Source organism: Micromonospora sonchi (genome assembly GCF_014646235.1).
Classification (GTDB): Bacteria; Actinomycetota; Actinomycetes; order Mycobacteriales; family Micromonosporaceae; genus Micromonospora; species Micromonospora sonchi.
The window spans coordinates 142,725-164,832 of sequence record NZ_BMNB01000004.1 but is presented as its reverse complement, the minus strand read 5'-3'; the positions used below and the strand labels follow the sequence as shown (position 1 = coordinate 164,832).

Annotated in this window: 20 protein-coding genes and 3 tRNA genes; 14 read left to right on the top strand and 9 right to left on the bottom strand. The window is 71.2% G+C overall.

Going from position 1 to position 22,108, the window contains the following annotated elements; genetic code table 11:
* Nucleotides 1–104: 104 nt before the first annotated feature.
* Together IEY61_RS06385 and IEY61_RS06380 are read left to right on the top strand one after the other, a co-directional pair.
* The gene (locus IEY61_RS06385; protein WP_189041489.1) at nucleotides 105–635 is read left to right on the top strand and encodes a peptidylprolyl isomerase; all 531 of its coding nucleotides are present in this window, start codon (nucleotides 105–107) and stop codon (nucleotides 633–635) included.
* 130 nt (nucleotides 636–765) lie between these two features.
* Nucleotides 766–1,674, top strand: coding sequence for a rhomboid family intramembrane serine protease (locus IEY61_RS06380; RefSeq protein ID WP_189041487.1), 909 nt, complete (start codon nucleotides 766–768; stop codon nucleotides 1,672–1,674).
* A 663-nt stretch (nucleotides 1,675–2,337) separates the two neighbouring features.
* Here the strand turns inward: IEY61_RS06380 and IEY61_RS06375 are convergent.
* A complete protein-coding gene (locus IEY61_RS06375) occupies nucleotides 2,338–2,850 on the bottom strand; it encodes a PH domain-containing protein (protein ID WP_189041485.1) in 513 nt (170 codons plus the stop codon).
* A gap of 229 nt (nucleotides 2,851–3,079) precedes the next feature.
* On the opposite strand from IEY61_RS06375, the gene IEY61_RS06370 reads away from it, so the two are divergent.
* Entirely contained in the window at nucleotides 3,080–4,252 is a 1,173-nt protein-coding gene (locus IEY61_RS06370; protein WP_189041483.1) for an acetyl-CoA C-acyltransferase, read from the top strand.
* A gap of 96 nt (nucleotides 4,253–4,348) precedes the next feature.
* On the top strand, nucleotides 4,349–4,876 hold the full coding sequence (locus IEY61_RS06365; RefSeq protein ID WP_189041481.1) for a hypothetical protein: 528 nt from the start codon (nucleotides 4,349–4,351) through the stop codon (nucleotides 4,874–4,876).
* Here the strand turns inward: IEY61_RS06365 and IEY61_RS06360 are convergent.
* Nucleotides 4,859–6,907, bottom strand: a complete 2,049-nt coding sequence (locus IEY61_RS06360; protein ID WP_189041479.1) for a hypothetical protein — start codon at nucleotides 6,905–6,907, stop codon at nucleotides 4,859–4,861. The two genes, IEY61_RS06365 and IEY61_RS06360, sit on opposite strands and share 18 nt — an antisense overlap.
* Nucleotides 6,908–7,031: 124 nt before the next feature.
* Here IEY61_RS06360 and IEY61_RS06355 point away from each other — a divergent pair, with 124 nt between their 5' ends.
* Complete coding sequence (locus tag IEY61_RS06355; protein ID WP_189041477.1) at nucleotides 7,032–7,736, top strand: glycosyltransferase family 2 protein; 705 nt, start codon at nucleotides 7,032–7,034, stop codon at nucleotides 7,734–7,736.
* A 39-nt stretch (nucleotides 7,737–7,775) separates the two neighbouring features.
* Here IEY61_RS06355 and IEY61_RS06350 read toward each other — a convergent pair whose 3' ends face one another.
* Both IEY61_RS06350 and IEY61_RS06345 read right to left on the bottom strand, forming a co-directional pair.
* The gene (locus IEY61_RS06350; protein ID WP_189041475.1) at nucleotides 7,776–8,666 is read right to left on the bottom strand and encodes a transketolase family protein; all 891 of its coding nucleotides are present in this window, start codon (nucleotides 8,664–8,666) and stop codon (nucleotides 7,776–7,778) included.
* Nucleotides 8,663–9,436 carry a thiamine pyrophosphate-binding protein gene (locus IEY61_RS06345; RefSeq protein ID WP_189041473.1) on the bottom strand — a complete coding sequence of 258 codons (774 nt, stop codon included), beginning with the start codon at nucleotides 9,434–9,436 and terminating at the stop codon, nucleotides 8,663–8,665. Before IEY61_RS06345 ends, IEY61_RS06350 begins: the two co-directional genes overlap by 4 nt.
* Nucleotides 9,437–9,482: 46 nt before the next feature.
* Here IEY61_RS06345 and soxR point away from each other — a divergent pair, with 46 nt between their 5' ends.
* Nucleotides 9,483–9,938, top strand: a complete 456-nt coding sequence (gene soxR / locus IEY61_RS06340; protein WP_189041471.1) for a redox-sensitive transcriptional activator SoxR — start codon at nucleotides 9,483–9,485, stop codon at nucleotides 9,936–9,938.
* Nucleotides 9,939–10,011: 73 nt separating this feature from the next.
* On the opposite strand, the gene IEY61_RS06335 is transcribed toward soxR, so the two are convergent.
* Nucleotides 10,012–10,986 (bottom strand): NAD(P)H-quinone oxidoreductase, encoded by a 975-nt coding sequence (locus IEY61_RS06335; protein WP_189041469.1) that lies wholly within the window; start codon nucleotides 10,984–10,986, stop codon nucleotides 10,012–10,014.
* 164 nt (nucleotides 10,987–11,150) lie between these two features.
* Between IEY61_RS06335 and IEY61_RS06330 the strand changes: the two genes are divergently transcribed.
* Together IEY61_RS06330 and IEY61_RS06325 are read left to right on the top strand one after the other, a co-directional pair.
* A tRNA-Ser gene (locus IEY61_RS06330) sits at nucleotides 11,151–11,237 on the top strand.
* Nucleotides 11,238–11,644: 407 nt separating this feature from the next.
* Complete coding sequence (locus IEY61_RS06325) at nucleotides 11,645–12,178, top strand: YbhB/YbcL family Raf kinase inhibitor-like protein (RefSeq protein WP_189041467.1); 534 nt, start codon at nucleotides 11,645–11,647, stop codon at nucleotides 12,176–12,178.
* Between the two features lie 141 nt (nucleotides 12,179–12,319).
* On the opposite strand, the gene IEY61_RS06320 is transcribed toward IEY61_RS06325, so the two are convergent.
* The gene (locus tag IEY61_RS06320) at nucleotides 12,320–13,030 is read right to left on the bottom strand and encodes a class I SAM-dependent methyltransferase (protein WP_189041464.1); all 711 of its coding nucleotides are present in this window, start codon (nucleotides 13,028–13,030) and stop codon (nucleotides 12,320–12,322) included.
* 209 nt (nucleotides 13,031–13,239) lie between these two features.
* Here IEY61_RS06320 and IEY61_RS06315 point away from each other — a divergent pair, with 209 nt between their 5' ends.
* On the top strand, nucleotides 13,240–15,012 hold the full coding sequence (locus IEY61_RS06315) for a hypothetical protein (protein WP_189041462.1): 1,773 nt from the start codon (nucleotides 13,240–13,242) through the stop codon (nucleotides 15,010–15,012).
* A gap of 6 nt (nucleotides 15,013–15,018) precedes the next feature.
* Here the strand turns inward: IEY61_RS06315 and IEY61_RS06310 are convergent, their stop codons facing one another.
* Nucleotides 15,019–15,741: a hypothetical protein gene (locus tag IEY61_RS06310; RefSeq protein WP_189041656.1), complete on the bottom strand. Its 723-nt coding sequence runs from the start codon at nucleotides 15,739–15,741 to the stop codon at nucleotides 15,019–15,021.
* 332 nt (nucleotides 15,742–16,073) lie between these two features.
* On the opposite strand from IEY61_RS06310, the gene IEY61_RS06305 reads away from it, so the two are divergent.
* Entirely contained in the window at nucleotides 16,074–17,588 is a 1,515-nt protein-coding gene (locus tag IEY61_RS06305; protein ID WP_189041460.1) for a peptide deformylase, read from the top strand.
* A gap of 165 nt (nucleotides 17,589–17,753) precedes the next feature.
* On the opposite strand, the gene IEY61_RS06300 is transcribed toward IEY61_RS06305, so the two are convergent.
* A complete protein-coding gene (locus IEY61_RS06300) occupies nucleotides 17,754–18,872 on the bottom strand; it encodes a globin domain-containing protein (RefSeq protein WP_189041458.1) in 1,119 nt (372 codons plus the stop codon).
* A gap of 148 nt (nucleotides 18,873–19,020) precedes the next feature.
* Between IEY61_RS06300 and IEY61_RS06295 the strand changes: the two genes are divergently transcribed.
* The gene (locus IEY61_RS06295; protein WP_189041456.1) at nucleotides 19,021–19,791 is read left to right on the top strand and encodes a CPBP family intramembrane glutamic endopeptidase; all 771 of its coding nucleotides are present in this window, start codon (nucleotides 19,021–19,023) and stop codon (nucleotides 19,789–19,791) included.
* Here IEY61_RS06295 and IEY61_RS06290 read toward each other — a convergent pair.
* Nucleotides 19,726–20,415 (bottom strand): hypothetical protein, encoded by a 690-nt coding sequence (locus IEY61_RS06290; RefSeq protein WP_229705725.1) that lies wholly within the window; start codon nucleotides 20,413–20,415, stop codon nucleotides 19,726–19,728. The genes IEY61_RS06295 and IEY61_RS06290 overlap by 66 nt on opposite strands.
* A gap of 64 nt (nucleotides 20,416–20,479) precedes the next feature.
* Between IEY61_RS06290 and IEY61_RS31075 the strand changes: the two genes are divergently transcribed.
* The 3 genes from IEY61_RS31075 (at nucleotide 20,480) to IEY61_RS06280 (ending at nucleotide 21,794) form a co-directional block, all read left to right on the top strand.
* Nucleotides 20,480–21,091: a hypothetical protein gene (locus IEY61_RS31075; protein WP_229705724.1), complete on the top strand. Its 612-nt coding sequence runs from the start codon at nucleotides 20,480–20,482 to the stop codon at nucleotides 21,089–21,091.
* 244 nt (nucleotides 21,092–21,335) lie between these two features.
* Nucleotides 21,336–21,426, top strand: a tRNA-Ser gene (locus IEY61_RS06285).
* A 295-nt stretch (nucleotides 21,427–21,721) separates the two neighbouring features.
* Nucleotides 21,722–21,794 (top strand) — tRNA-Arg (locus IEY61_RS06280).
* Nucleotides 21,795–22,108: the final 314 nt, after the last annotated feature.

The following is a 22,108-nucleotide window of genomic DNA, read 5'->3' as shown; positions in this document are numbered from 1 at the left end:
TGGGAGTTGCTCTGTCTCATCCTCCACCTTCGGATGCCTCCGCATGTCCAGATCGGGCACATGGGAGGATCCGCATGGAACTGACCAACGAGTGAGGAGTACCCGTGGCCGAGGCTGTCTACGCCACCTTGCACACCAACGCCGGCCCGATCCGGCTGGAGCTCTTCCCCAACCACGCGCCGAAGACCGTCCGCAACTTCGTCGAGTTGGCCGAGGGCACCCGCCAGTACACCGACCCGCGGACCGGCCAGCCGGGCAGCGGTCCCTACTACGACGGCACCATCTCGCACCGGGTGATCAGCGGCTTCATGATCCAGATGGGTGACCCGACCGGCACCGGTCGCGGTGGGCCCGGCTACACCTTTGCCGACGAGTTCCACCCCGAGCTGCGCTTCGACCGGCCGTACCTGCTGGCCATGGCGAACGCCGGGCCGGGCACCAACGGTTCGCAGTTCTTCATCACCGTCTCGCCGACGCCGCACCTGAACAACCGGCACACCATCTTCGGGCAGGTGGCCGACGAGCAGTCCGTGAAGGTGGTCGACACGATCGCCAACACCCCGACCGGCCCGAGTGACCGGCCGCTGCAGGACGTCGTCATCGAGCGCGTCGAGATCGAGCGTCAGTCCGCGTGACCGGGGCTTCGCTCGTCCCGTCCGCCGGCCGGGCCTGGGCGCGGCAGTCGGGCTACGGCGGGGTCACCTGATCGGTGCAGCGAGGTACCTTTGCTCGCATGACTGAGCGCTCGGGCACCTGGGGCAAGCGGTGAGTGAGTCCCCACCGACCACCCCGGCCTGCTACCGCCATCCCGGCCGCGAAACGTACGTCCGATGCACCCGCTGCGACCGGTCGATCTGCCCGGACTGCATGCGCGAGGCATCGGTCGGTTTCCAGTGCCCGGAGTGCGTGTCGGAGGGACGGCGCAGCGTGCGGCCGGCGCGTACCGCCTTCGGTGGCGGTACCGCCGGCCGGCACGGCTACGTGACCAAGGTCCTGATCGGCATCAACCTGCTGGTCATGCTGCTCTCCATCGCCGCGGACCGGGGTGGGGACGCGGCGGCCGGCGGCACCGGCTTCGGCGGCCTGCTGGGCGGCGGCACCCCGCTCACCGAGTGGGGTGCCGTGCTCGGCCGGGCGATGTTCCCCGACGGGAGCATCGGCGGGGTCGCCGAGGGCGAGTGGTACCGCCTGGTCACCGCGATGTTCCTGCACTACGGCGTGGTGCACCTGCTGCTCAACATGTGGGCGCTCTGGGTGCTCGGCCGGTCGCTGGAGGCGATCCTCGGCCCGCTGCGCTTCGCCGCGCTGTACTTCATCGCCGGCTTCGGCGGTAACGTCGCCATCTACCTGTTCACTGAGCCCAACCGGATGTCGGCCGGCGCCTCGACCGCTGTCTTCGGCCTGTTCGCGGCGATATTCGTGATCATGCGGCGGCTGGGCCGGGACACCTCGGCCATCGTGCCCATCCTGGTGATCAACTTGATCTTCACGTTCGTCGTGCCGAACATCTCGATCGCCGGACACCTGGGCGGCCTGGTCTTCGGCGCACTGATGGCCCTGGTGCTGGCGTACGCCCCGCGCTCGCGCCGGACGTTGGTGCAGGCCTGCGGTGGCGCGCTCATCCTGGTGGCGCTGCTCGGGATGGCCCTGGTGCGGACCGCCGCGCTGCTCTGACCGGCGCGGTTTGATCGCCGCCGCCCGACCCGTGCGGGTTGGTCGCCGCGGGGCTCGTGCGGGTTGATCGACACCGTTTCGGCGAAACTGCGGTATCCCGCCCCGGCGGACACCGCCACCTCGGCGGAACGGAGTCGATCAAGTGGCAGTAGGGCGGTGGCGAGAAGGGGGGCTGGCACGTAAGGCGGCCGGGCGGCGAGACATGAGGATCGGACAGACTCGATCGCCTCCGAAACCAGCCCCGTCGCTCAGGACGCCGCAACTCGCGGCCCTGCGCTCAGGACACCGCTACCGGCGGCCCTGTGCACAGGACACCGCAAGTCGCGACGCCGCGCACAGGACACCGCAACTGGCGGTCTCAACCGACTCGGAAACCCCGATATGCGGTAACCCGCGCCGCCCAAGGGACCGGACACACCGATATGCCGCAACCCGTGCCCGCCCTGGGTGCCCGAACACCCCGACATGCCGCAACCTGCGCGGTCCGCTCCTCAGGCACCGCGCCCAAGGCGCTGCGCCCCCAGACACCGCCCCCAGACACCGCGCCCCCAAGACACCGCGCGCCCAAGGCGCGGCGCCCAAGGCATCGCGCCCCCAAGACATCGCGCCCATCACGCCTGGACCCGCCTCACCGCCACCACCTATTGCCGCTTGCCGCTCCCTCTAGACGCCGTCCGGCGGTGCGGTGTTGTCTGGCGGTGCGGTGTCTGGCGGTGGGGTGTCTGGTGGTTGGGCGGTCTCCGGTGGTTGGGCGGCGAGCAACGCGTCGGCGACCTCGGCGGGTTCGGCGTTGAGATCGAGCCGGCTGAGCAGGTGGAGCGAGTCGCACGCATCGATCTCCAGTGCCGGTCCGGCGAGTCCACGTCCGGGCCGGTGGTTCACCCGGATGGTCTCCACCGTCGCCCAGGGCAGGTGCCGGCGGCCCAGCCAACCAGCCGGCACCGTGATGCCGTCCGGGTCCACCGCCAGGCGCACCGGCGCGATCACGTCCCGGACGCCCCAGCCGGCGAGGAGCGCAGCCGTCAACCCACCGAGCACCGGCCGGAGCAGGTCACCCTCGGCGAGCAGGATGCCGAGCGCGAGTACGCCGGCCGCTCCGACCAGCTTGACCACCGGTAGTGCCGGAGGCACCCGCCATTGTCGCGGGACCGTCTCGAAGGACATGCCGACCAGCATGCCAGCGCCGCCCGGATCAGCCGATGAGCATGCCAGCGCCGCCCCCGGACCAGCCGCCCCCCGATCAGCCGCCCGCTGCCTGCGGCCCGGGGCAGCCGACCTGTATGCCAGCCGCCCCCGGACCAGCCGCCCGCTGCCTGCGGCCCTGGGCAGCCCGCCCCCGCTGCCCGCCCGCTGCTGCCCGGGTGCGCGTAGTATTGGGGACAGCCTAAGTTACCGGGGAGTAGATATGAGTGACGCGGTTATCGTCGGTGCGGTGCGCACCCCGGTCGGGCGGCGCAAGGGCAGCTTGGCCGCGGTGCATCCGGTGGACCTGTCGGCGCATGTACTGCGGGCGCTCGCCGAGCGTACCGGCATCGATCCGGCTCAGGTCGACGACGTGGTGTGGGGCTGCGTGTCCCAGGTCGGCGAGCAGTCGTGGAACATTGCCCGCAACGCGGTGCTGGCTGCCGGCTGGCCCGAGTCGGTGCCCGGCACCACCGTGGACCGGCAGTGCGGCTCCAGCCAGCAGGCCCTGCACTTCGCGGCCGCCACCGTGCTCTCCGGCCAGGCCGACCTGGTCGTCGCCGGGGGCGTGGAGTCGATGACCCGGGTGCCGATGGGCTCCAGCGTGGCCGGTGGACTGCCGTTCAGCGAGCGGATCGTGGCCCGCTACCGGGGTGTGGAGGGCGTCGCCGAGGATTCCTCGCTGCCGTTCAACCAGGGCGTCGGCGCGGAGCTGATCGCCCAACGCTGGCGCCTGTCCCGTACCCAACTCGACGAGTTCGCCCTGGCCAGCCACGCCAAGGCCGCCGCCGCCCAGGACGCGGGGGTCTTCGAGGCCGAGCTGGCACCCGTCGTGCTCGCCGACGGCGGCAAGTTCGCCGTGGACGAGGGGGTACGGCGGGACACCTCGTTGGAGAAGCTGGCCGAGCTCGCCACGCCCTTCCGCCCCGACGGCGTGGTCACCGCCGGCTCCGCCTCGCAGATCTCCGACGGTGCCGCAGCGCTCGCGGTCACCACGAGCGAGTGGGCCGCCCGGCACGGCCTGCGGCCACTGGCCCGGATCCACACCGCCGTGGTCGCCGCCGATGACCCGGTCGCCATGCTCACCGCGCCGATCCCGGCCACCGCCAAGGCGCTGCGCCGCGCGGGGCTGGGCATTGAGGAGATCGGGGTGTACGAGGTGAACGAGGCGTTCGCCCCGGTGCCGCTGGCCTGGTTGGCGGAGACCGAGGCGGACCCGGAGCGCCTCAACCCGCGCGGCGGCGCGATCGCCCTCGGGCATCCGCTCGGCGGATCCGGTGCCCGGATCATGACCACGATGCTCGCCCACATGCGCGACAACGGCATCCGGTACGGCCTGCAGACCATGTGCGAGGGCGGCGGGATGGCCAACGCGACCATCGTCGAACTGCTCTGACGACACCGGCCGACGGGCCGGGTGCCCGTGCGTGGAATTTGCAGAAAGCAGGTGTGCAAGCCACGTCACCCAACGAGCATCGTCGTTGGACAGAGCATGGACGTCTTCTCCCGAACGTTCCTTCCGGCCGCCACCGAGGCGGGGTTGGCGGTGCAGACCGCGAGCCGACACATGCCGGTGTTCCGTCGCTGTGTGGGTTCCGGCGATGCCACCATCGTGGTCGCCCGGTGCAGCCGGCCCGGCCGGCCGATGTCCGGCGACCATCTCCTCCTGCTCACCCATCGGCGGCTCGTGGTCACCCAGCAGACCCGGATACTGCACCGGCTGCGGCTGCACCTCAACACCGAGTTGCGCGAGCTGAGCCACGTCACCTGGAGTCCCGATCCGCGCCTGCACTCGGTCGAGCTGGCGGCCACCGCGATCGACGGCATCCGGGAGCGTTTCCTGATCCACACCCAGCACCCGAAGCAGGTGTGGCAGCTCGACGCGCTGTTCAACCACGCCTTCCGCATCCGGGTACGCACCACTCGGCCCCGGGTTCTCGCCACCGTCGCCGAGCCATCCGCCACCCTGCGCGGGTGGGGCCCGCCGGGGCCGGTCCTCGCGTCAGCGCCCAGGGGGTAGCGCGTAGCCGACGTGGCTGCGGAACTCCAGGCGCCAACCGGATGGCACGAGATCCGCGCAGAGTTCGCGACTGTTCACGCAGACGATCGCGTCCACCGACGCCGGATCGGCCGCTGGCCGGTCGTCCAGGACGGACTGCAGCGCCAGCAACTCGGGCGGCCGGCCGTCAGCGTCGCGCAGCAGCAGCCACCAGGGGTACTCCCAGTCGTCGTTGCGCTGTGACAGGCCGATCCGACTGGCTCCGGTGGCCCGTACCGCGTCGGCGGCCCAGCGGTACTCCTCCGCCCACTGCGGACGCCGCAGGAAGCGCAGTTCCCACTCGGCGGTGGTGAAGATCGAGCCCGCGCCGACCAGCCGGCGCGGGAAGCCGTACGACACCGCCAGCACGCCGGCCAGCGCGCAGGTGGCCAGTACCGTCACCGCGAGCGTCGCGGCGATCGACCGCTGCGCGCCCCCCGCCTCGTTGGCGATGGACTTACGGGGCGAGCGGCGGAAGAGGGCGTCGAGCCAGAGGCCGGCCAGCGGCACCGATGCCGCCAGGGCGTAGAGCACCAACCGGTTGCCCCACGGCTGCCACTTGATCATCGCGGTGTGCAGCACCACCGTGATCACCATCACCAGGGCGTACGCGCGCAGCGCCCCGGCCGCTCCGGGACCGATCCGGGCCGGCCGGGACAGCGCCGCCACGGCACCGATCAGCGTCAGTGCCCCGGCCAGGGGGAAAGCCACCCGGTCCTCGTCCGGGTACCAGGACGGCACCGGGAAGACCTCCTGACCGAAGGTGATCTCGCGGTCCTGCGCCTCGACGCCGATCAGCCCGGCCAGGCCGACGACCGCGGCGGCGCCGACCTCGCGCAGCGGAGCCAGCGGGGTGTCCAGTGCGGTGTGCCCGATGCGCAGCGCGTTCACCAGCACGGACTGCGGGTCGTGCCGTTCCATCGGGATCGACTCGCGCAGCCGCTCGGGCCCGAGCGGATGGCCGAACTCGGCGTACACCCGGCCCAGGAACGGGCCGACCACCGTGGTGGCCACCAGCATGATCAAGAGTGAGGCGCCGAGCGTACGGGCGATCCCGCGGCGCGCGGCCGGCCGGTCGGCGTACGCCAGCCGCAGCTGGCTCAACCCCCAAAGCGCCAGTAACGGTCCCACCGCGAGCAGGCCGCTGGTCTTGGTCAGCGCGGTCAGCCCGGTGGCTGCTCCGAGGGCGAGCAGGTCGCCCAGGCCGGCCCGGCGGCGCAGCCCGTCCAGGGCCAGCGTCGCCGTGCACGCGACCCAGGCCGCGCAGACCAGATCGGTCTGGGTGCTGGTCGCCTGGAGAGCCACCATCGGCGTGGTGGCCAGCACGAACGCGGTGAGCAGTTGAGCCCGCCGACCACCGCCGAGCTGTGCCGTCACCCGGGCCACCGCCAGCAGGGCGCCCACCCCGGCGGCCCACTGGACCAGGTTGTACAGCGCGTCGCCGCCGGTGAACAACCGTAGATGCAGCAGCAGGTACTCCGCGCCCGGCGGGATGGTCACCTGCCGGTGGATCGCCGTGGCCCAGAACGTCAGGTCGCCCTGGGCCACCCAACGCTCCACCTTCGGCAGGTGGTAGGTCTGCGAGTCGAAGTTGTTCGGCGCGGCCAGCAGGGCGACCAGCAGCTCGACCAGGAGCAGCCCGCCGATCGCGCCGGCCAGCAGGTGCTCGCCCCGACTCGCCGTACGCCAGAAGCCGCCGAGCGTGGCCCACCAGCCGGCGGCGGCCCCGGCTGGCCGGCTCGCCGCGTCGAACCGGCGACGCCAGCCGGCCGCCGTCGCGCAACCCGCGACGAAGAGCAGCCACACCACGCCGAACGCGGCCGGCGTCAGCAGCCGCAGCACGCCCAGCACCTCGACGGTCAGCACCGCGAAGGCGCCGGTGGCCAGGGCCGCCCGGAGCACCGCGAGCCACCGGGGCGCGACGGTGTCCACGATCCGTGGCCGTAACGCCACGGTGAGCAGTACGACGGCGACGACAGGGGCGAGGACGAGCGGGAAGCCGGCGGCCGACATGGCCGGAAGTAAACACCATCGGCCTGGATGTCCGACCGTGGATCTCCCACGACGGTCGCCAGCATCCCGCCGAGCTGCCAGGTTAGGCTATGGCCGATACACCGCCGCCCTCGTGGAGAATCCCGTGAAGCTGTCGATCCTCATGCCGGTCTACAACGAGGAAGACCGCATCGCGGATGCCCTGAAGCAGGCGTTGGCGGTCGACTATCCGTGCGAGTTCGAACTCGTGGTCGTCGATGACGGCAGCCGCGACGGCACTTCGGAGATCCTCGGCCGGGTCGACGACGCCCGGCTGCGGGTGATCACCCACCAGCGCAACGCGGGCAAGGGCGCGGCCATTCGGACGGCCGTCGCCAACGCCGAGGGCGATTACCTGGTCATCCTCGACGCCGACCTGGAGTACGACCCACAGGACATCCCCACGCTGCTTGCCCCGGTGCTCGACGGACGGGCAACGGTGGTTTACGGCAATCGCACCTTCGGCAGTCACAGCGCCTACAGCTTCTGGTACGTGATGGGCAACAAGGGCGTCACGATGGCGGCCAACGTGCTGTTCAACTCCTACATCAGCGATCTGGAGACCTGCTTCAAGCTGATGCCGGTCGAGCTCTACCGTTCGCTGGACATCCGTTCCCGCGGCTTCGGCATGGAGGCCGAGGTGACCGGCAAGCTCCTGCGCCGCCGGATCCGGCCGTTCGAGGTGCCGATCAGCTACCGCGCCCGGGGCCGCGAGGAAGGCAAGAAGATCACCTGGCGGGACGGTGTCGAGGCGATCTGGATCCTCGGTCGCGAACGCGCCCGCCGCCGTCCCGCCGGCATCACCCGGTAGCTGGCGCCTCCCGCCTTCCTCGCCCGGCCGGTCCCTGCCTCAGACCAGCGCCGGGGTGAGGAAGCCGGTCAGCGAGCGGCGCAGCCCGACCGGATCCAGCCCGTGCCAGCGGTCGTGATCCTCGGCCGAGCCGTAACGCCGAAGCTCGGTCCGTCCGACTCCGAGCGCGAGCAGCCGGTGCGGCCGGTCCGCCAGCGCCGCCGCGACCACCCGGGCCGAGGTGCCCGCCAGGTAGGGCTCGACCAGGATCACCTCGTTGCCGGCCAGCGCGCGCAGGCCGGCGGTGTCGAACGGGCGGGGCCGGTGGGTGTACGCCACGGTCACCGGTAGGTCCGCCGCCGCCGCGACGGCCGCGTCCAGCACCGGGCCGACCGCGACCAGCAGGGCCGCACCGGCCCCCGCGTCCCGCACCACCACCAGGTCGCCACCACCGCCGTACGGGCGCTCGTTGCGCTGCGTCGACAACCGCAGGTACGCCGAGGCGTCACCGCCCACGGTGGTACGCAGCAGGTCGGGAACCTCGGCCGGATGACCCGGCACGTGCACGGTCCAGTCGGCGAGCGTGTCGAGCAGCGTGACGTCGGCCGGACTCAGGTGGGTCCGGCCGGCCGCCGCCCGGTCGTACGAGGCACCCACGCTGACCAGCACCGCGCTCGCCGCCTGGTGATCGAGGTCGAGCTTGATCTGCTCGTACGCCCGCTCGACGAGGAACGGCGCGTAGCTGTGCACGATCGGCCGGAGCCCGGTCAACGCCAGCCCACCGGCGACGCCCAGCATCAACTGCTCCCGGATGCCGACATTGAGCACCCGGTCGGGATGCGACCGGGCGGCCGGCGCGAACGCGGCGGCGGAGATGTCGGCGAGCACCAGTGCGGTACGCGGATCCTCGGCCAGCAGCGCCGTGGTGGTGTCGATGAAGCTCTCTCTCATGGCTGTTCCCCGTTCTCGACGACCGCGACGACGACGTGCGGCCGGTGGCCGTGATGCCCGGTGAGCGCGCTGTGCAGCGCCTCGTGATCCCGCCCGTCGACGGTGGCGGCGGTCCACCCGTTGACCGTGAACCGGCTCGCCACCCCGCCCGGCCAGCCGTGCGTGGCGGAGGAGTTGTCGATCACGATCGCGGTCAGGTTCGCCAGGCCGGCCGCGCCCGCGTACGCGATCGCCTCGTGGTTGGAGCCCTCGTCCAGTTCGGCGTCGCCGAGGAGGACGTACACCTGCGGGTCGAGCAGGCCCTGGGCGCGTAGCCCGAGCGCGGTGCCGACCGCCAGGCCGAGGCCGTGCCCGAGCGAGCCGGAGCCGATCTCCACCCCCGGCACCAGCGTGCGGTCCGGATGGTCGCCGAGCCGGCTCTCCGGCCCGCCCTGGTCGTCCAGCCAGTCGGGGGGAATGAAGCCCTTCGCGGCCAGCACCGCGTAGTAGCCGGCGACCGCGTGCCCCTTGGAGAGCAGGAACCGGTCCCGGTCGGGATGGTCGGCGGTCGCGGGGGTGACCCGCAGGACCCGGTCGTAGAGCACCCAGAGGGCATCGAGGGTCGAGTAGACGTTTGGGCCGAACTCCCGGCCGGCCCGGATCCGCTCCAAAAGCGCCCCGACCGGATGCGATGCGGTGTGTGCGGCGTCGTGTCGCCCGGCGTTGTGTCGCCCGTCGAGTGGCGCGGCGGCCTCGGCGACCCGGGGTGTGATGGTGGCGAGTGAGGTCATGCGGATAGCCTGCAAGTTGAAGCGAGGTTCAACTCAAGGCAGAGTGATGCAGGAAGCTCTCACCATCGGTCAGCTCGCCGCCCGCAGTGGGGTGGCCCCCTCCGCACTGCGCTACTACGAGCGGCTGGGGCTGATCCGGGCCGACCGCACCGGCGGCAACCAGCGCCGCTACCACCGCAGCGAGCTACGCCGGGTGGCGTTCATCCGGATCGCGCAGCAGGTCGGCGTCTCGCTGGACGAGATCCGGTCCGCGCTGGACTCGCTGCCCGCCTCGCGCACGCCCACCGCCGAGGACTGGGCGCAGCTCTCCACCGCCTGGCGGGAAGGGCTGACCGAGAAGATCAGGCTGATCACCCGCCTCCGGGACGACCTGGACGGCTGCATCGGCTGCGGCTGCCTGTCGCTGCGCCGCTGCTCCCTCTACAACCCCGGCGACCAACTGGCCAACGAAGGCCCCGGCCCCCGCCTAACCGTCCCCCACCCCCACCGCCCATCTGGTTGATCATGAGGTTAGCGGCGATGTCGATCTCCTGAACTGCCGCTAACCTCATGATCAACGGGGCGGGGCGGGGGTGTTAGAGGGTGAGGAGGACCTTGCCGATGTGGTCGTTGGACTCGACCAGGCGGTGGGCGGCGGGGGCCTCGGTGATCGGCAGGCGGCGGTCGATGACGGGGCGGATTCGGGCGGCCTCGATCAGGGGCCAGACCTGGTCGCGTACGCCTTGGACGATCGCGGCCTTCTGGTCGAGCGGGCGGGAGCGCAGCGCGGTGGCCGCCACGGTGCCGCGCTTGGCCAGCAGCGCGCCGAGGTCCAGCTCACCCTTGCGTCCGCCCTGCATCCCGATGACCACGAGCCGGCCGTCGGGGGCCAGGGCCGCGACGTTGCGCCCCAGGTACGACGCGCCCATGATGTCGAGCACCACGTCCGCGCCCCGCCCGTCGGTGACCTTGCGGATCTCCTCGACGAAGTCCTGCTCCCGATAATCGATCAGGTGGTCGGCGCCCAGAGCCCGCAGCCGGTCGTGCTTCACCGATCGGGCGGTCACCACCACGGTCGCACCCAGCGCGGTGCCGAGTTGAATCGCGAAGGTGCCGATCCCGCTGCCCCCGCCGTGCACCAGCAGCGTCTCGCCTGCCGCCAGGCCGGCCAGCTGAACCACATTGGACCAGACCGTGCACGCCACCTCGGGCAGCGCGGCGGCGTCGACCAGGTCCACCCCGGAGGGCACCGGCAGCAGTTGCCCCGCCGGCACGGCCACCCGCTCGGCGTACCCACCGCCGGTCAGCAGCGCGCAGACCTGGTCACCCACCCGCCAGTCGGTCACCTCGGGACCGGTCGCGCTCACCACCCCCGAGCACTCCAATCCGGGGTACGCGGACGCCCCCGGTGGCGGCGGATAGTGTCCCTGCCGTTGCAGCAGGTCGGCCCGGTTGACCGCTGTGGCCCGCACGTCGACCAGCACCTCGCTCGGACCCGGCTCCGGGTCGGGCACCTCGCTCCAGCTCAGCACCTCGGGTCCGCCAGGCTCAGGGATCGTGATCGCACGCATGGGCTCAGTCTTACCCGATCCGCCCGCCGCTCCACGTCTCGTTCGTGCCACGCCTCGTTCCGGCGCCACGGAGGGTGAGTGATCACGGCGGATCGGGTAGCCCTAGCCCGTACGTCGATCCGGGCGCGTGGCAGACTATGCACGGCCGCGCCGTGCGTGGCCCGGGAGGGTTCGCCTAGTGGCCGATGGCGCTGGTCTTGAAAACCGGTAGGGCGGCAACGTCCTCGTGGGTTCGAATCCCACACCCTCCGCACTCCCGAACTGACATGCGATGGAGCCAAGCCTCTTTCGCCGACCCATGTCATGAGCCGCTGCGGCCGGCACGGTCAGCCCCGGCCCGTCGGCCGTGAACCGCTTGTGCCCTCAGCTCGACAGGCCCCACCGCCCCACGCCCACCCGGCTGTACGGCAGTGCGAGCAGAACAGCCGCGCGGTGACCCACCGCCCGGGCCCTGGACGACACCGATGTGCGGCACACCGCGGCATCTCGGGCAACCACACCCTCACCCACTGGCAAACAGGTGCTCAACTCGTCGCGGCGGTCCGGGCGGTGAACAGGTGCGTGATCGACCCTTGGCGGCGGTTTGCTCGAATGCGGGCGGCTCGCGGGGTATGAAGGGTGCGCACAACACACACATCCACCGGAAGGACCTGTGTCGATGACCCTGGAACGGCCGATCGCCCCGGACCCGTACGAGCTGCTGCCGACCGTCGCCTCGTTCACCGTGACCAGCGACGACGTGCGCAACGGCGAGCCGATGGACGCGATCCACGCGCACCCCAGCACCGGCGGCGGTAACGTCTCACCGCAGCTTGCCTGGTCGGGTTTTCCGGCGGAGACCAAGAGCTTCGTGGTGACGTGCTTCGACCCGGACGCGCCGACCGGCAGTGGATTCTGGCACTGGGTGCTGGTCAACCTGCCGGCCGACGTGACGGAGTTGCCGCGCGGCGCGTCCGGCGATGACCTGCGCGGGGCGTTCACGGTGCGCAACGACTACGGCGAGCAGGGTTACGGCGGTGCCGCGCCGCCGCCCGGGGACCGGCCGCACCGGTACGTCTTCGCGGTGCACGCCCTCGACGTGGAGCGTCTGGCGGTCACCCCCGACGCCACCCCGGCCTATGTCGGCTTCAACCTGGCCTTCCACACCCTGGCCCGAGCCACCACCCGCCCCACTTACCAGATCACCCAGTAACCCAGCCCACCCCAGCCGCCCATCGGGCCTGGCAAGGGTCGTGTTGACCAAGAGGTTTGCGTCAGATCCCAGCTGAAGGGAGACGCAAACCTCTTGATCAACTACCGCTTCCGGGAGGTGGTCCGCCGAAGGAGGGGGCTGTCAGGCGGGGGTGCGGGCCACGGCGAAGACGGATTGGCCGAAGGGGGGACGGGCCAGCTGCTCGGCGGCCTTGGTGGCGGGAAGGACCAGGGTGTCGTAGACCTTCACCATCGGGCCCTCCTTCGGCATCAGCCGGAAGACCTTGGTGGCCATGAAGTAGCCGATCAGGCCGAGCGCGTTCGCGTAGTGAATCTTCTCCACTTGCAGGCCGGCCTCGGTCATCGCCGCCGACAGGGTCTTCTTGGTGTAGCGGCGCACGTGGCCGGTCGCGATGTCCGCCGGGCTCATCGCGAACTGGAACGCCGGCACGATGATGATCACCGCACCGCCGGGCCGGACCAGTTGGCGCATGCTGTCCAGCGCTCCGACGTGGTCCTCGATGTGTTCCAGCACGTTGTACGACACCGCGGCGCTGTAGTCGCCGCGCTCCGAGTGCGGCAGCAACATCTGGCGTACCTCGATGCTCGGCTGGTCGGCGAGTCGCTCCTTGAGCGAGACCAGGCGGTCCGGGTCGGCCTCGGTGGCGGTGAACCGGGGCAGGTGCTCGGCCCACTCCAGCGCGTAGTCGCCGAGACCGCTGCCGATCTCGATCGGGTTGTCGCCGAGGTAGGGCAGTGCCAGCTCGACGAACCAGCGCCGGTGGTTGACCGCGGTGGCGAGGCCCTCCAGGACCTCGGACTGTACGCGCTGATCCCCAGTGATTTCTGCCATGCGTCGATTCCTCACGATACGACTCGACCCGCGCCGGGACCGACTGAGTGAACCATCCGCTCGGACGGCGGGAATATCGGGGCCCGCGGTGGCCGAATTGGTCGGGGTTATGGGCACGATCGGTGGTGGTCAGCAAACCCGCCAGATACTACGGCAGCGTCCCGAACCCTGCACGGTGACGGCATCGGGCAACTACGCTGCGAATTGTTATGACTACTCCTGATTCGGGCCGATCTGCCGGGAAGCCCGGCGGGTGCGGGCGGGACGTCGCCGCCGTGGCGAGTTTCGTGGCCCTCGCCTTCTGGGTCACCGCTCGAATGTGGCGCAATCCCGGTGACGGTATTCGGGACAACCCTACCGATATGGCTCAGTTCGAATGGATGATGGCGCACGGTGCGCGGGTGGTCACGGAATTCGCCTATCCGTTCTCGTCGGATCGGATGAATGTCCCCGAATCGGTAAATCTGATGGCGAACACCTCGGTGTTGTCCGTTTCCCTGCCGATGACCCCGATCACCCTGCTTTTCGGCACTCGTACCGCCTTCCTGCTCTTCCTCACCCTCGGGATGATCGCCACGGCGACCGCCTGGTACTTCGTGCTGTCCCGGGTGCTCGTCGGCGCGCGCGGGCCGGCCTGGCTGGGCGCGACGTTCTGCGCGTACGCGCCGGCCGTGGTCTCGCACGCCAACGCGCACCCCAACATCGTGTCGCAGTACGTGGTGCCCCTGATCATCTGGCGTACCGTGCGCCTGGCTGGGCCCGGTCGCTGGCCGCGCAACGGTGTCCTGCTCGCGCTGGTGATCGTCTGGCAGGCGTTCCTGAACCTGGAGATTCTGCTGATGACCGCGATCGGTCTCGGCGTGGTGATCCTCGCGCTGGTGATCGGTCGGCCCGAGCTGCGCGGTCGGGCCCGCCCGTTCCTGGCCGGGCTGGGCGTGGCCCTGGTGATCGCCGGCGTGCTGTTGGCGTACCCGCTGTACGTGCAGTTCTTCGGGCCGGGCGCCTACCGTGGGCTGCCCTGGCTGATCCGGGGCTACTCGACCGACCTCGCCTCGTTCTTCGCGTACTCCCGCGAGTCCTTGGCCGGCGACGCGCGTGGCGCGACCGGCCTGGCGAAGAACCCCACCGAGGAGAACGCCTTCTTCGGCTGGCCGCTGGTGATCCTGGTGGCGGCGCTGGTGTGGTGGCTGCGTCGCAACGCGGTGGTGATCGGCCTGGCGGTGCTCGGGCTGCTCTTCGCGGTGCTCTCCCTCGGCCGGGAGATCCGCTTCGAGCGCAGGGGGACCGGCGTCCCGGGGCCGTGGGCGGTGCTGGAGGACCTGCCCGTGCTGCACTCGGTGGTGCCGACCCGCTGGGCGCTGGCCATCACCCCGATCATCGGGCTGCTGCTCGCGTACGGCACCGAGCGGGTCCGGGAACTGGCCGCCGCCCTTCCCCGGTGGCGGTCGCAGATCCGCTTCGGCACGGTGACCGTCCTCGCGATGGCGCTGGTGCCGCTGCTGCCCACCCCGCTGCCGACCAAACGCCTCGAACCAACCCCCGAATTCGTCACCTCGGGTGCCTGGCGACCGTATCTGGCCGGCGGGCGCAGCGTGGTGACGCTTCCGCTGCCCGACACCGACTACACCGAGCCGCTGCGCTGGTCCGCCCAGACCCGGCTGGCGATGCCGATCGCCCGTGGCTACTTCCTCGGCCCGGACACCCGCCCCGGCATGGACCGGGTGGCCCTGTTCACCGCGCCGCCGCGCCCGACGAGCAGCTTCTTCGCCAGCATCCGACGCACCGGCGAGGTGCCGACGGTCACCCCGCAGGTCCGGCGGAACGCAATCGAGGATCTGCGCTACTGGCGAGCGGGCGTGGTGATCCTCGACCCGCACGAGCAGGCGGACGCGCTGCGCGCGGGAATGACCGCGCTGACCGGGATCCAGCCGACTCACACCGGTGGCGTGTGGCTGTGGGACGTCCGCCCGCTGACCGACTGAAACAAGTCAGGGGGTGCGGATGCAGCAGCCCTGGCAGACCTTCGGCGTGGGCAGGGTGAAGGCCAGGCAACAGGTACGCCGCTGCACGGTGGGTTTGCCGTTCGGGCCGGGCACCAGTTCCACCAGGTCGGCCAGGTCGAGCGTGGCGAGCAGCGTGTCGACCGCCTCGACCGCCGAACCCGGCAGCGCGTCGGCGGCCAGCAGCAGCCCCTGCGCGATGCCGGAGGCCACCGAGCCGAGCAGCGTACGGGCGCCGATGCGGACCTCGCCCTGGATCGCGGTGATCACCGGGGACAGATGCGCGTCCAACAGCGTGGCGCGCAGCGCCGCGAGCAGCTCCCGCTCGTCGGCCACCACCTGGACCCGGGGCGACCCGGTCAGCGCCAGCGGATCGGTGGGCAGCACCGCGACCGGGATCGAGCGGCGCAGGCCAAGGGTCACCAGCGTGCGCCGATCCGAGAAGTCGATGAGGGTGGCGCTGGATTCGAGCAGCGGCACCCGCCGGGCGGCGGCCCAGCCGAGCACCACCGGCAGCGCCGCCCAGTAGCTGTAGGCCTTCCAGGCGAGTGCGGCGCAGGCGTGCGGGGTGCCGCCCCAGAGGCGGGCGGCCGAGTCGAGCAGCTCCGGCAGTCGGCTGCCGTCGGTCAGGGTGGTCGCCGGAGACCAGCCGGCCTCGTCGTCGACGACCAGCCCCGGCGCCAGCCCGGGGAGCACGTCGGTGCCGAACATGGCCCGCAGGGTCGCGGTGATCGGAGCGAGCGGCGGGGCCGGGGTGTTGACGGGCAGTGCGGCTGTCACCTGCTCCACCTCCGTCCGGTACCCGCTTCCGACTAAGGCTAGCCTAACCACACTTCTTGGGGTCGGGAACGCCTGGCGGGACGGCAGGTGAGAGGTCCGGATCACCTGCCGCCAGCATGATCACTCAGCGTGCGGGCTCGGGAACTCGGCGCAGTATCGGCAGAAAGCGCTCACGGGTCAAGCATCTTGTCGAGAAGGTGCCAGTACCTGTGCGTACCCGATGGCCAAACGTGAAACTTGTACTCCCGGCCACGAGGAAGCTGATGACGACCTCACCGCTCGATCGGGCTGCCGACTCCTTCGCCGCCGAACTCGCTCGGCACCGGACGGAGCGGGGGCTGTCCAAGAAGCAACTGGCGACCCTGATGGGCTTCGACCCCTCCTACGTCAGCCACGTGGAAGGGCGGCGACACCGACCCACCGAGGACTTCGCGCGCCGGGCCGAGGCCGTCCTGGAGGCCAGCGGCGCGATCTGGCAGCGCTTCCGGGAGTACGACCACCTGCGCCACGCGCGCGTCGAGCGCAGCCAGCGGGAGCCCATCCCGCCCGACCGGTGGTTGCCGCCCGGCACCGGCCTGATCGTCGAACGCGAGACGGCCATCCTGACCCACACCGGCACCGGCTACCGCTGCGTCATCCGCCGGGAGCTGTACAACGCCGGCACCGAGCCCGTCACCCGCTACCTGGTCCGGGTCGCCGTCGACCGCTACCCCAACGATCCGGGCCGATCCAACCGGCACCACCGGGAACGCCCGCTCACCTTCGCCGAGCTGAACCTGCGCGCGTGCCGGGAGGAGGGCGGCGAGCAGGAGGCCATGCACTGGCGGGCCAAGCACGACCGGGACGCGTTCAAGGAGATCTGGCTGCTCTTCGAGAACGCCGAACGGCGTTTCCCGCTCTACCCCGGCCGGCGCGCCACCATCGAGTACACGTACCTGGTCGGGCGGGACAAGTGGGGCTCGTGGTTCCAGCGGGCGGTCCGCGTACCAACCCGTCACCTGGCCATCCGGGTGGACCTGCCGGCCGAACTGGACCCGCAGGTCTGGGGTGCGGAGACCTCACTCTCGGCGGAGGAGGGGCCGTTGCGTACGGCGATCGTCCGGCACGACGAGGGAGCACGGGCGATCTTCGAATGGGCGACCGACGAACCGCCGCTGAACGCCCGGTACCGGTTGCAGTGGCGGTTCCGCGCGGAGCAGGAACCCGAGCCGGAGGTCGACCGGATCAGACCGTCCGAGCGGATGCGCGCGCTCGGCATCGTCCAGCGCGGCGCGGACCTGCTGCGCCAGCCGGCCCGCCCGTTCGACCTACCGGCCGAGGAGGCGATCGCCCGGGAAACCGTCGACCGGCTGGTCACCGCGCTGGCCCGCCTCGACGAACTGCATCCGTTCGCGAAGGGGGTGGGGATCGCCGCGCCGCAACTCGGCATCGACCGCGCGGCTGCCGTGGTCCGCCCGCCCGACCGGACCGCCGAGCCCGTGGTGCTGCTCAACCCCCGGGTGGTCGACACCTCCGTCGACACCGACGAGCAGTACGAGGGTTGCCTCTCCTTCTTCGACCACCGCGGGCTGGTGCCACGACCGCTACGACTGGACGTGGAACACGCCCAGCTCGACGGCGGCCGCGTGATCACCTCGTTCGAGTTCGGCATGGCCCGGCTGGTGGCGCACGAGGTCGACCACCTGGACGGCCGGCTCTACGTCGACCGGATGGCACCGGGGGTGCCGCTGGTACCGATCGAGGAGTACCGCGAGTCCGGCCACCCCTGGCGGTACTGAGCGCTCCCGGCACGACCGATCCCTGGCACGACCATGCCCGCCCGATGGGGAACGACGGTGGGCGGACATGGTCGTGCGGGGCGGTGGCGGTCCGCCCGATCGGGGGACCGGGGCGCGTGCCCCAGGGGGCAGGGGCACGCGCCCCGGTGCGGGGGGAGGAAAGCTCTACAGGTTGCCGAAGGTGTCGTATCGGATGTGCTGGGGGGGAACGTCGTCGGCGGCGAGTACCCGCAAGGTGGAGCGGACCATCGGCGCGGAACCGGAGACGTAGCAGTCGTGCGCCGTCCAAGGGCCGTAGCGGGCCACCACGTCGGGGATGTCGCCCCGTTCGCCGTCGAAATCCGGGTCGTCGCCGCACGCGGCAGTGACCGACAGCCACGGGTGTTCCGCCACCAGTTCCTGCAACCCGTCGAGACCGTAAAGCTCCGCCTCGGTACGGGCACCGTAGAAGACGTGCACCCAGCGGGTCTGGTTGACGCGGGTCAACTCCTCCACCAGCGCCTTGATCGGGGCCAGCCCCACGCCGCCGGCGACGCAGAGGACGTCCCGCTCCGACGACTGGTCCAGCGTCATCGAGCCCATCGGCGCGGCCACCCGCAGCAGGTCGCCCGGCTTCAGCCGGCGAACCAGGGCCCCGGACAACCAACCGGCGCCCTCGGGCGTACGGATGTGGAACTCCAGCACGTTGTCGTCGTTCGGGGCGTTGGCCACCGAGTACGTCCGCCACACCCGGGGGTGGTAGCGGGGCGCCTCCACGCTGACGTACTGCCCCGCCTTCCAGGAGAGTGGATGTTGCAGCGCCTGGCAGGTGAAGACGGCGGTGTCCGACCCGTACCGCCGGTGGGTCAGCACCTCGGCGTGCCAGAACGGTGGGTTGCCGTCCGCCGCCGCCCCGGCGAGCATCTTCTCCACGATCGCCGCGTACGCGTCCCGCCACGCCTGGTCGTACGCCAGGTTCCAGCTCTCCCCGGCGGTGCTGCGCAGCGAGTCGAGCAACGCCTGGCCCATCGTGTCGTAGTGGGCCGCGTCGACGTGGTACTTGCGGTGGTCCCGGCCGAGCGCGCGGAGGAACTCGTCGAAGCTCTCCGGGTCGTCCACGGTGTGGATCGCCGCGATGATCGCTTCGAACAGCCGGTCGCCCTGCCCGGCCATCTGCACCGGGAAGAGCTTGCGCAGCTCGGGATCGAGAAGGAAGAGCCGGGCGTAGAAGTGCTCGGTCAGCCGGACGCGATTCCCCTCGACCAGGGTCCAGCTCTCCTTCAGCAGCCGCGCGAAGGTGTCCACGGGCACTCCTTACTTCCGGCGGCGGATCGGGCCTTCATAGAATGTCCACGGAGCGTGTCGGGTGGTCGCACAGAATGTGCGATTGCTTCGTGAGGTCGGCTCAGTCGCCCGCCTGCCGCCGGCGCACCCGGTCGGGCAGAGTGGTGCGGTGACCATTGAGCTCACCCGTCCGGTGTCCCGCCGGATGCTCGGCACCGAGGCGCTGCTGGTGCTCGGCCTCTCGCTCGGGCAATCCGCCGTCTACGCCACCGTCTCGATCATCGCGAAGCTCACTGCGGAAGGTGGGCTGTCGAGGCAGACCGCCGCCCTGAACACCTCCGCGTCGGTCCGGCCCTACCTCGATCTCACGTACCAGCTGCTCGGCATCGTGTTCGCGCTGCTGCCGGTGCTGCTCGCCGTACACCTGCTGGCGCGGGACCCCGGCGATCCGGTGCGGACCCTCGGCCTGGACGGCCGGCGGCCCGGGGTCGACCTCGCCCAGGGCGCGGGGCTGGCGGCGCTGATCGGGCTGCCCGGCCTGGCGCTGTTCTGGGCGGCGGCCCAGCTCGGGCTCAACGCCACCGTGGTGCCGGCGGCGCTGCCCGACCTCTGGTGGACGGTGCCGGTGCTGATCCTCGCCGCCCTCCAGAACTCGATCCTGGAGGAGGTGATCGTGGTCGGCTACCTGATGACCCGGCTGCGTCAACTTCAGTGGCGGGTCGCCGCGATCGTCGCGGCCAGCGCGTTGCTACGCGCCTCCTACCACCTCTACCAGGGCTTCGGCGCGTTCGTCGGCAACGCCGTGATGGGGGTCGTGTTCAGCCTCTGCTATCTGCGTACCCGCCGGGTCATGCCGCTGATCGTGGCGCACGCCCTACTCGACATCGCCGCCTTCATCGGCTACACCCTGCTTCCCGACTCCTGGTTCACCTGGCTCTGAGCCTGCGCTCGGCGGGCCCTGCCGGCCGGGTGGGCGGTAGGTGGCGATGGCGCGGGCCGCCAGGCGCTGCGCCGCCGCCGAGTCGCCGGCCGCCGCGGCGAGCACCGCCGCGCCGGGTAGCAACCGGGACGCCAGCCGCAGCGCCAACCAGCCGCCGGCCTGCGCGGTCAGCGGGGCAGCCAGCCGCCAGGCCGCCTCCACCGCGCGCGGCCCCGGCGCCTCCCCCGGCCCGTCGGCCGCCCGCGCCGCCGCCAGCGCCGCCCTGGCGCTCGTCAGGTCCGGGTGCACCTGGGTCAGCACCAGCAGCTCGGCCGCCCGCTCCGGGTGCGCCGGATCGCGGTCGTACGCCGCTGCCACGTGCAGCACCTGGTTCGCCTGCGACCAGAGCACCGCGACCAGTTCGACCGCCGGAGCGAAGGCGCCGGCGAGTGCCGCAGTCGCCCCACCGACCGCGGCCTGCCGGACGAACCGCTGGGTCGCCAACCGGGCCAGCCCGTCGCCGTCCGCCCGCGGATAGGTCTCCCGCAGCCGCCGGGCCCACGCGCCGGCACGCGGGCCGAGCGCGTCGACCGCCGCCAGCGCCAGCAACTCCGGAGCGAAGCCCGGATGATCGAGTACACGCACCGCCAGCGTCCGCAACCCCACTTCCGCCGTACCCGCCGAGGTGTCACCCGGCCGGACCTCGCCGGTGGCCGAGCCCGGTCCGGCCGGCGCTGCCGGACTGGCCTGCTTCGTGGCCTTTCGGGCCCGAGTGGCCTTGGCCGGTGCTGCGGCCGTCTTCTGCGCTTTCTTCGCTGGCGCCTTTCTGACCGCTGTCTTCCTGACCGGCGCGGGTCCGGCATCGATCGCGCCGGGTTCGGTCTCGGTCGCTTCCGGCCTGGCTTCGATTGCCTCCGGGGTGGCTTCGGTTGCCTCCGGCCTGGCTTGGATTGCTTCCGGGGCGGCTTCGATTGTTTCCCGGGCGGCCTTCTTCGGCGCTGCCTTCTTGGCGGTGCTCTTTCTCGGCTTCGCGGCGACCTTCTTCCGGGTGGAGGAAGTTGTCGACGCCTCGGCAGGCGACTGGCCGCCGGGGTCACCCGGTGCCGGGTCGGTCCGCGTCTCCGGCTGCTCGTCCGTGCTGACCGGCGCGACGGCGAACGGCAGTGTGGGGGTCAGCGGCGGAGCCGCCGCCGATCGGGGTACTGCCTGCTCGGGCGTGGCTGCTACCTGCTCAGGCGCGGGCGGTGGCTGGAAGAACACGCTCGGCGCGGCCTTGGCACGCCGGGGGCGCGGTGTACCGGAGCTGCCCGGCGGATCCTGAGCCGGCGGTGCGGGTGTGGGCGGCGGGGTGAAGGTCGCCTTCGGGGAGCGCCGGCGTGCTCCCTCGGCAGATTCCGGCTTGGTCTGCTCGCTGGGCGGCTGCTCCTGCATGTCGATGGAGCCTAGTCCTGATCACGGCGGTGGAGCGAGGCTCATCCGACCGTGGGCGCCTGGTTCCGGTAGTCGCTTTGCTCCCGGCCGGGCGGGGACTGTATCCTCGGGCCCGGTGGCTTATCAACCACCGGGGAGACTTCGCCTAGTCTGGTCTATGGCGCCGCACTGCTAATGCGGTTGGGGTCTTAAAGCCCCTCCCGGGTTCGAATCCCGGAGTCTCCGCGCAAAGCTCGGACGGCAGGCCCGTCCGGATTCGAAGCCGCGCCCTCGGGCGCGGCTTTCTTGCTGCGCCGGGAGGGCGAGTTCGAGGGGCGATCAGGGCACCCTCCGGGCGACCAGCGCCGCGCCGGGCAGCCCGCTGTCCTCGACGCGCCCCGAGCGGGTGTGGGGTATCCCCGTTGCGCGATCCGGTCACCCGTCAGGTAACGTAGACCGCCGAAGGCAGGATCTGGGACGAGCCGCTGGCGAATCCCCGAGACTGCACGCGGAGCCAGGTGTGTAAACTGGCCGAGCACCAGCGCCCGTAGCTCAACGGATAGAGCATCTGACTACGGATCAGAAGGTTAGGGGTTCGAGTCCCTTCGGGCGCACAAGATCAACAGGGGTCTGACCTGCCGAAATGGCAGTCAGGCCCCTTCGCTTATCCGTCCCTTGTGGTCGGTTGGGTGCTCGGTGGGTGCTCGTGCGACGAGCATCCCTCACGTCCGGCCCTGTCCGGTGCGCGGTTGTCGTGTCCGGGTGGGTTTTGATCATGGTGGGGTATACCGTTGCTGGTTCCCACATTCTGGTACGCGAATCTGTTCTAGTTTCGTCGTTGAGCCTGGTGGATTTCGATGTCTCCTGGCCTAAGGGCATGTACGGTGGTGCGCTCAGGTGGGATGGCCTCTTGCTGCCGCAATCGTCT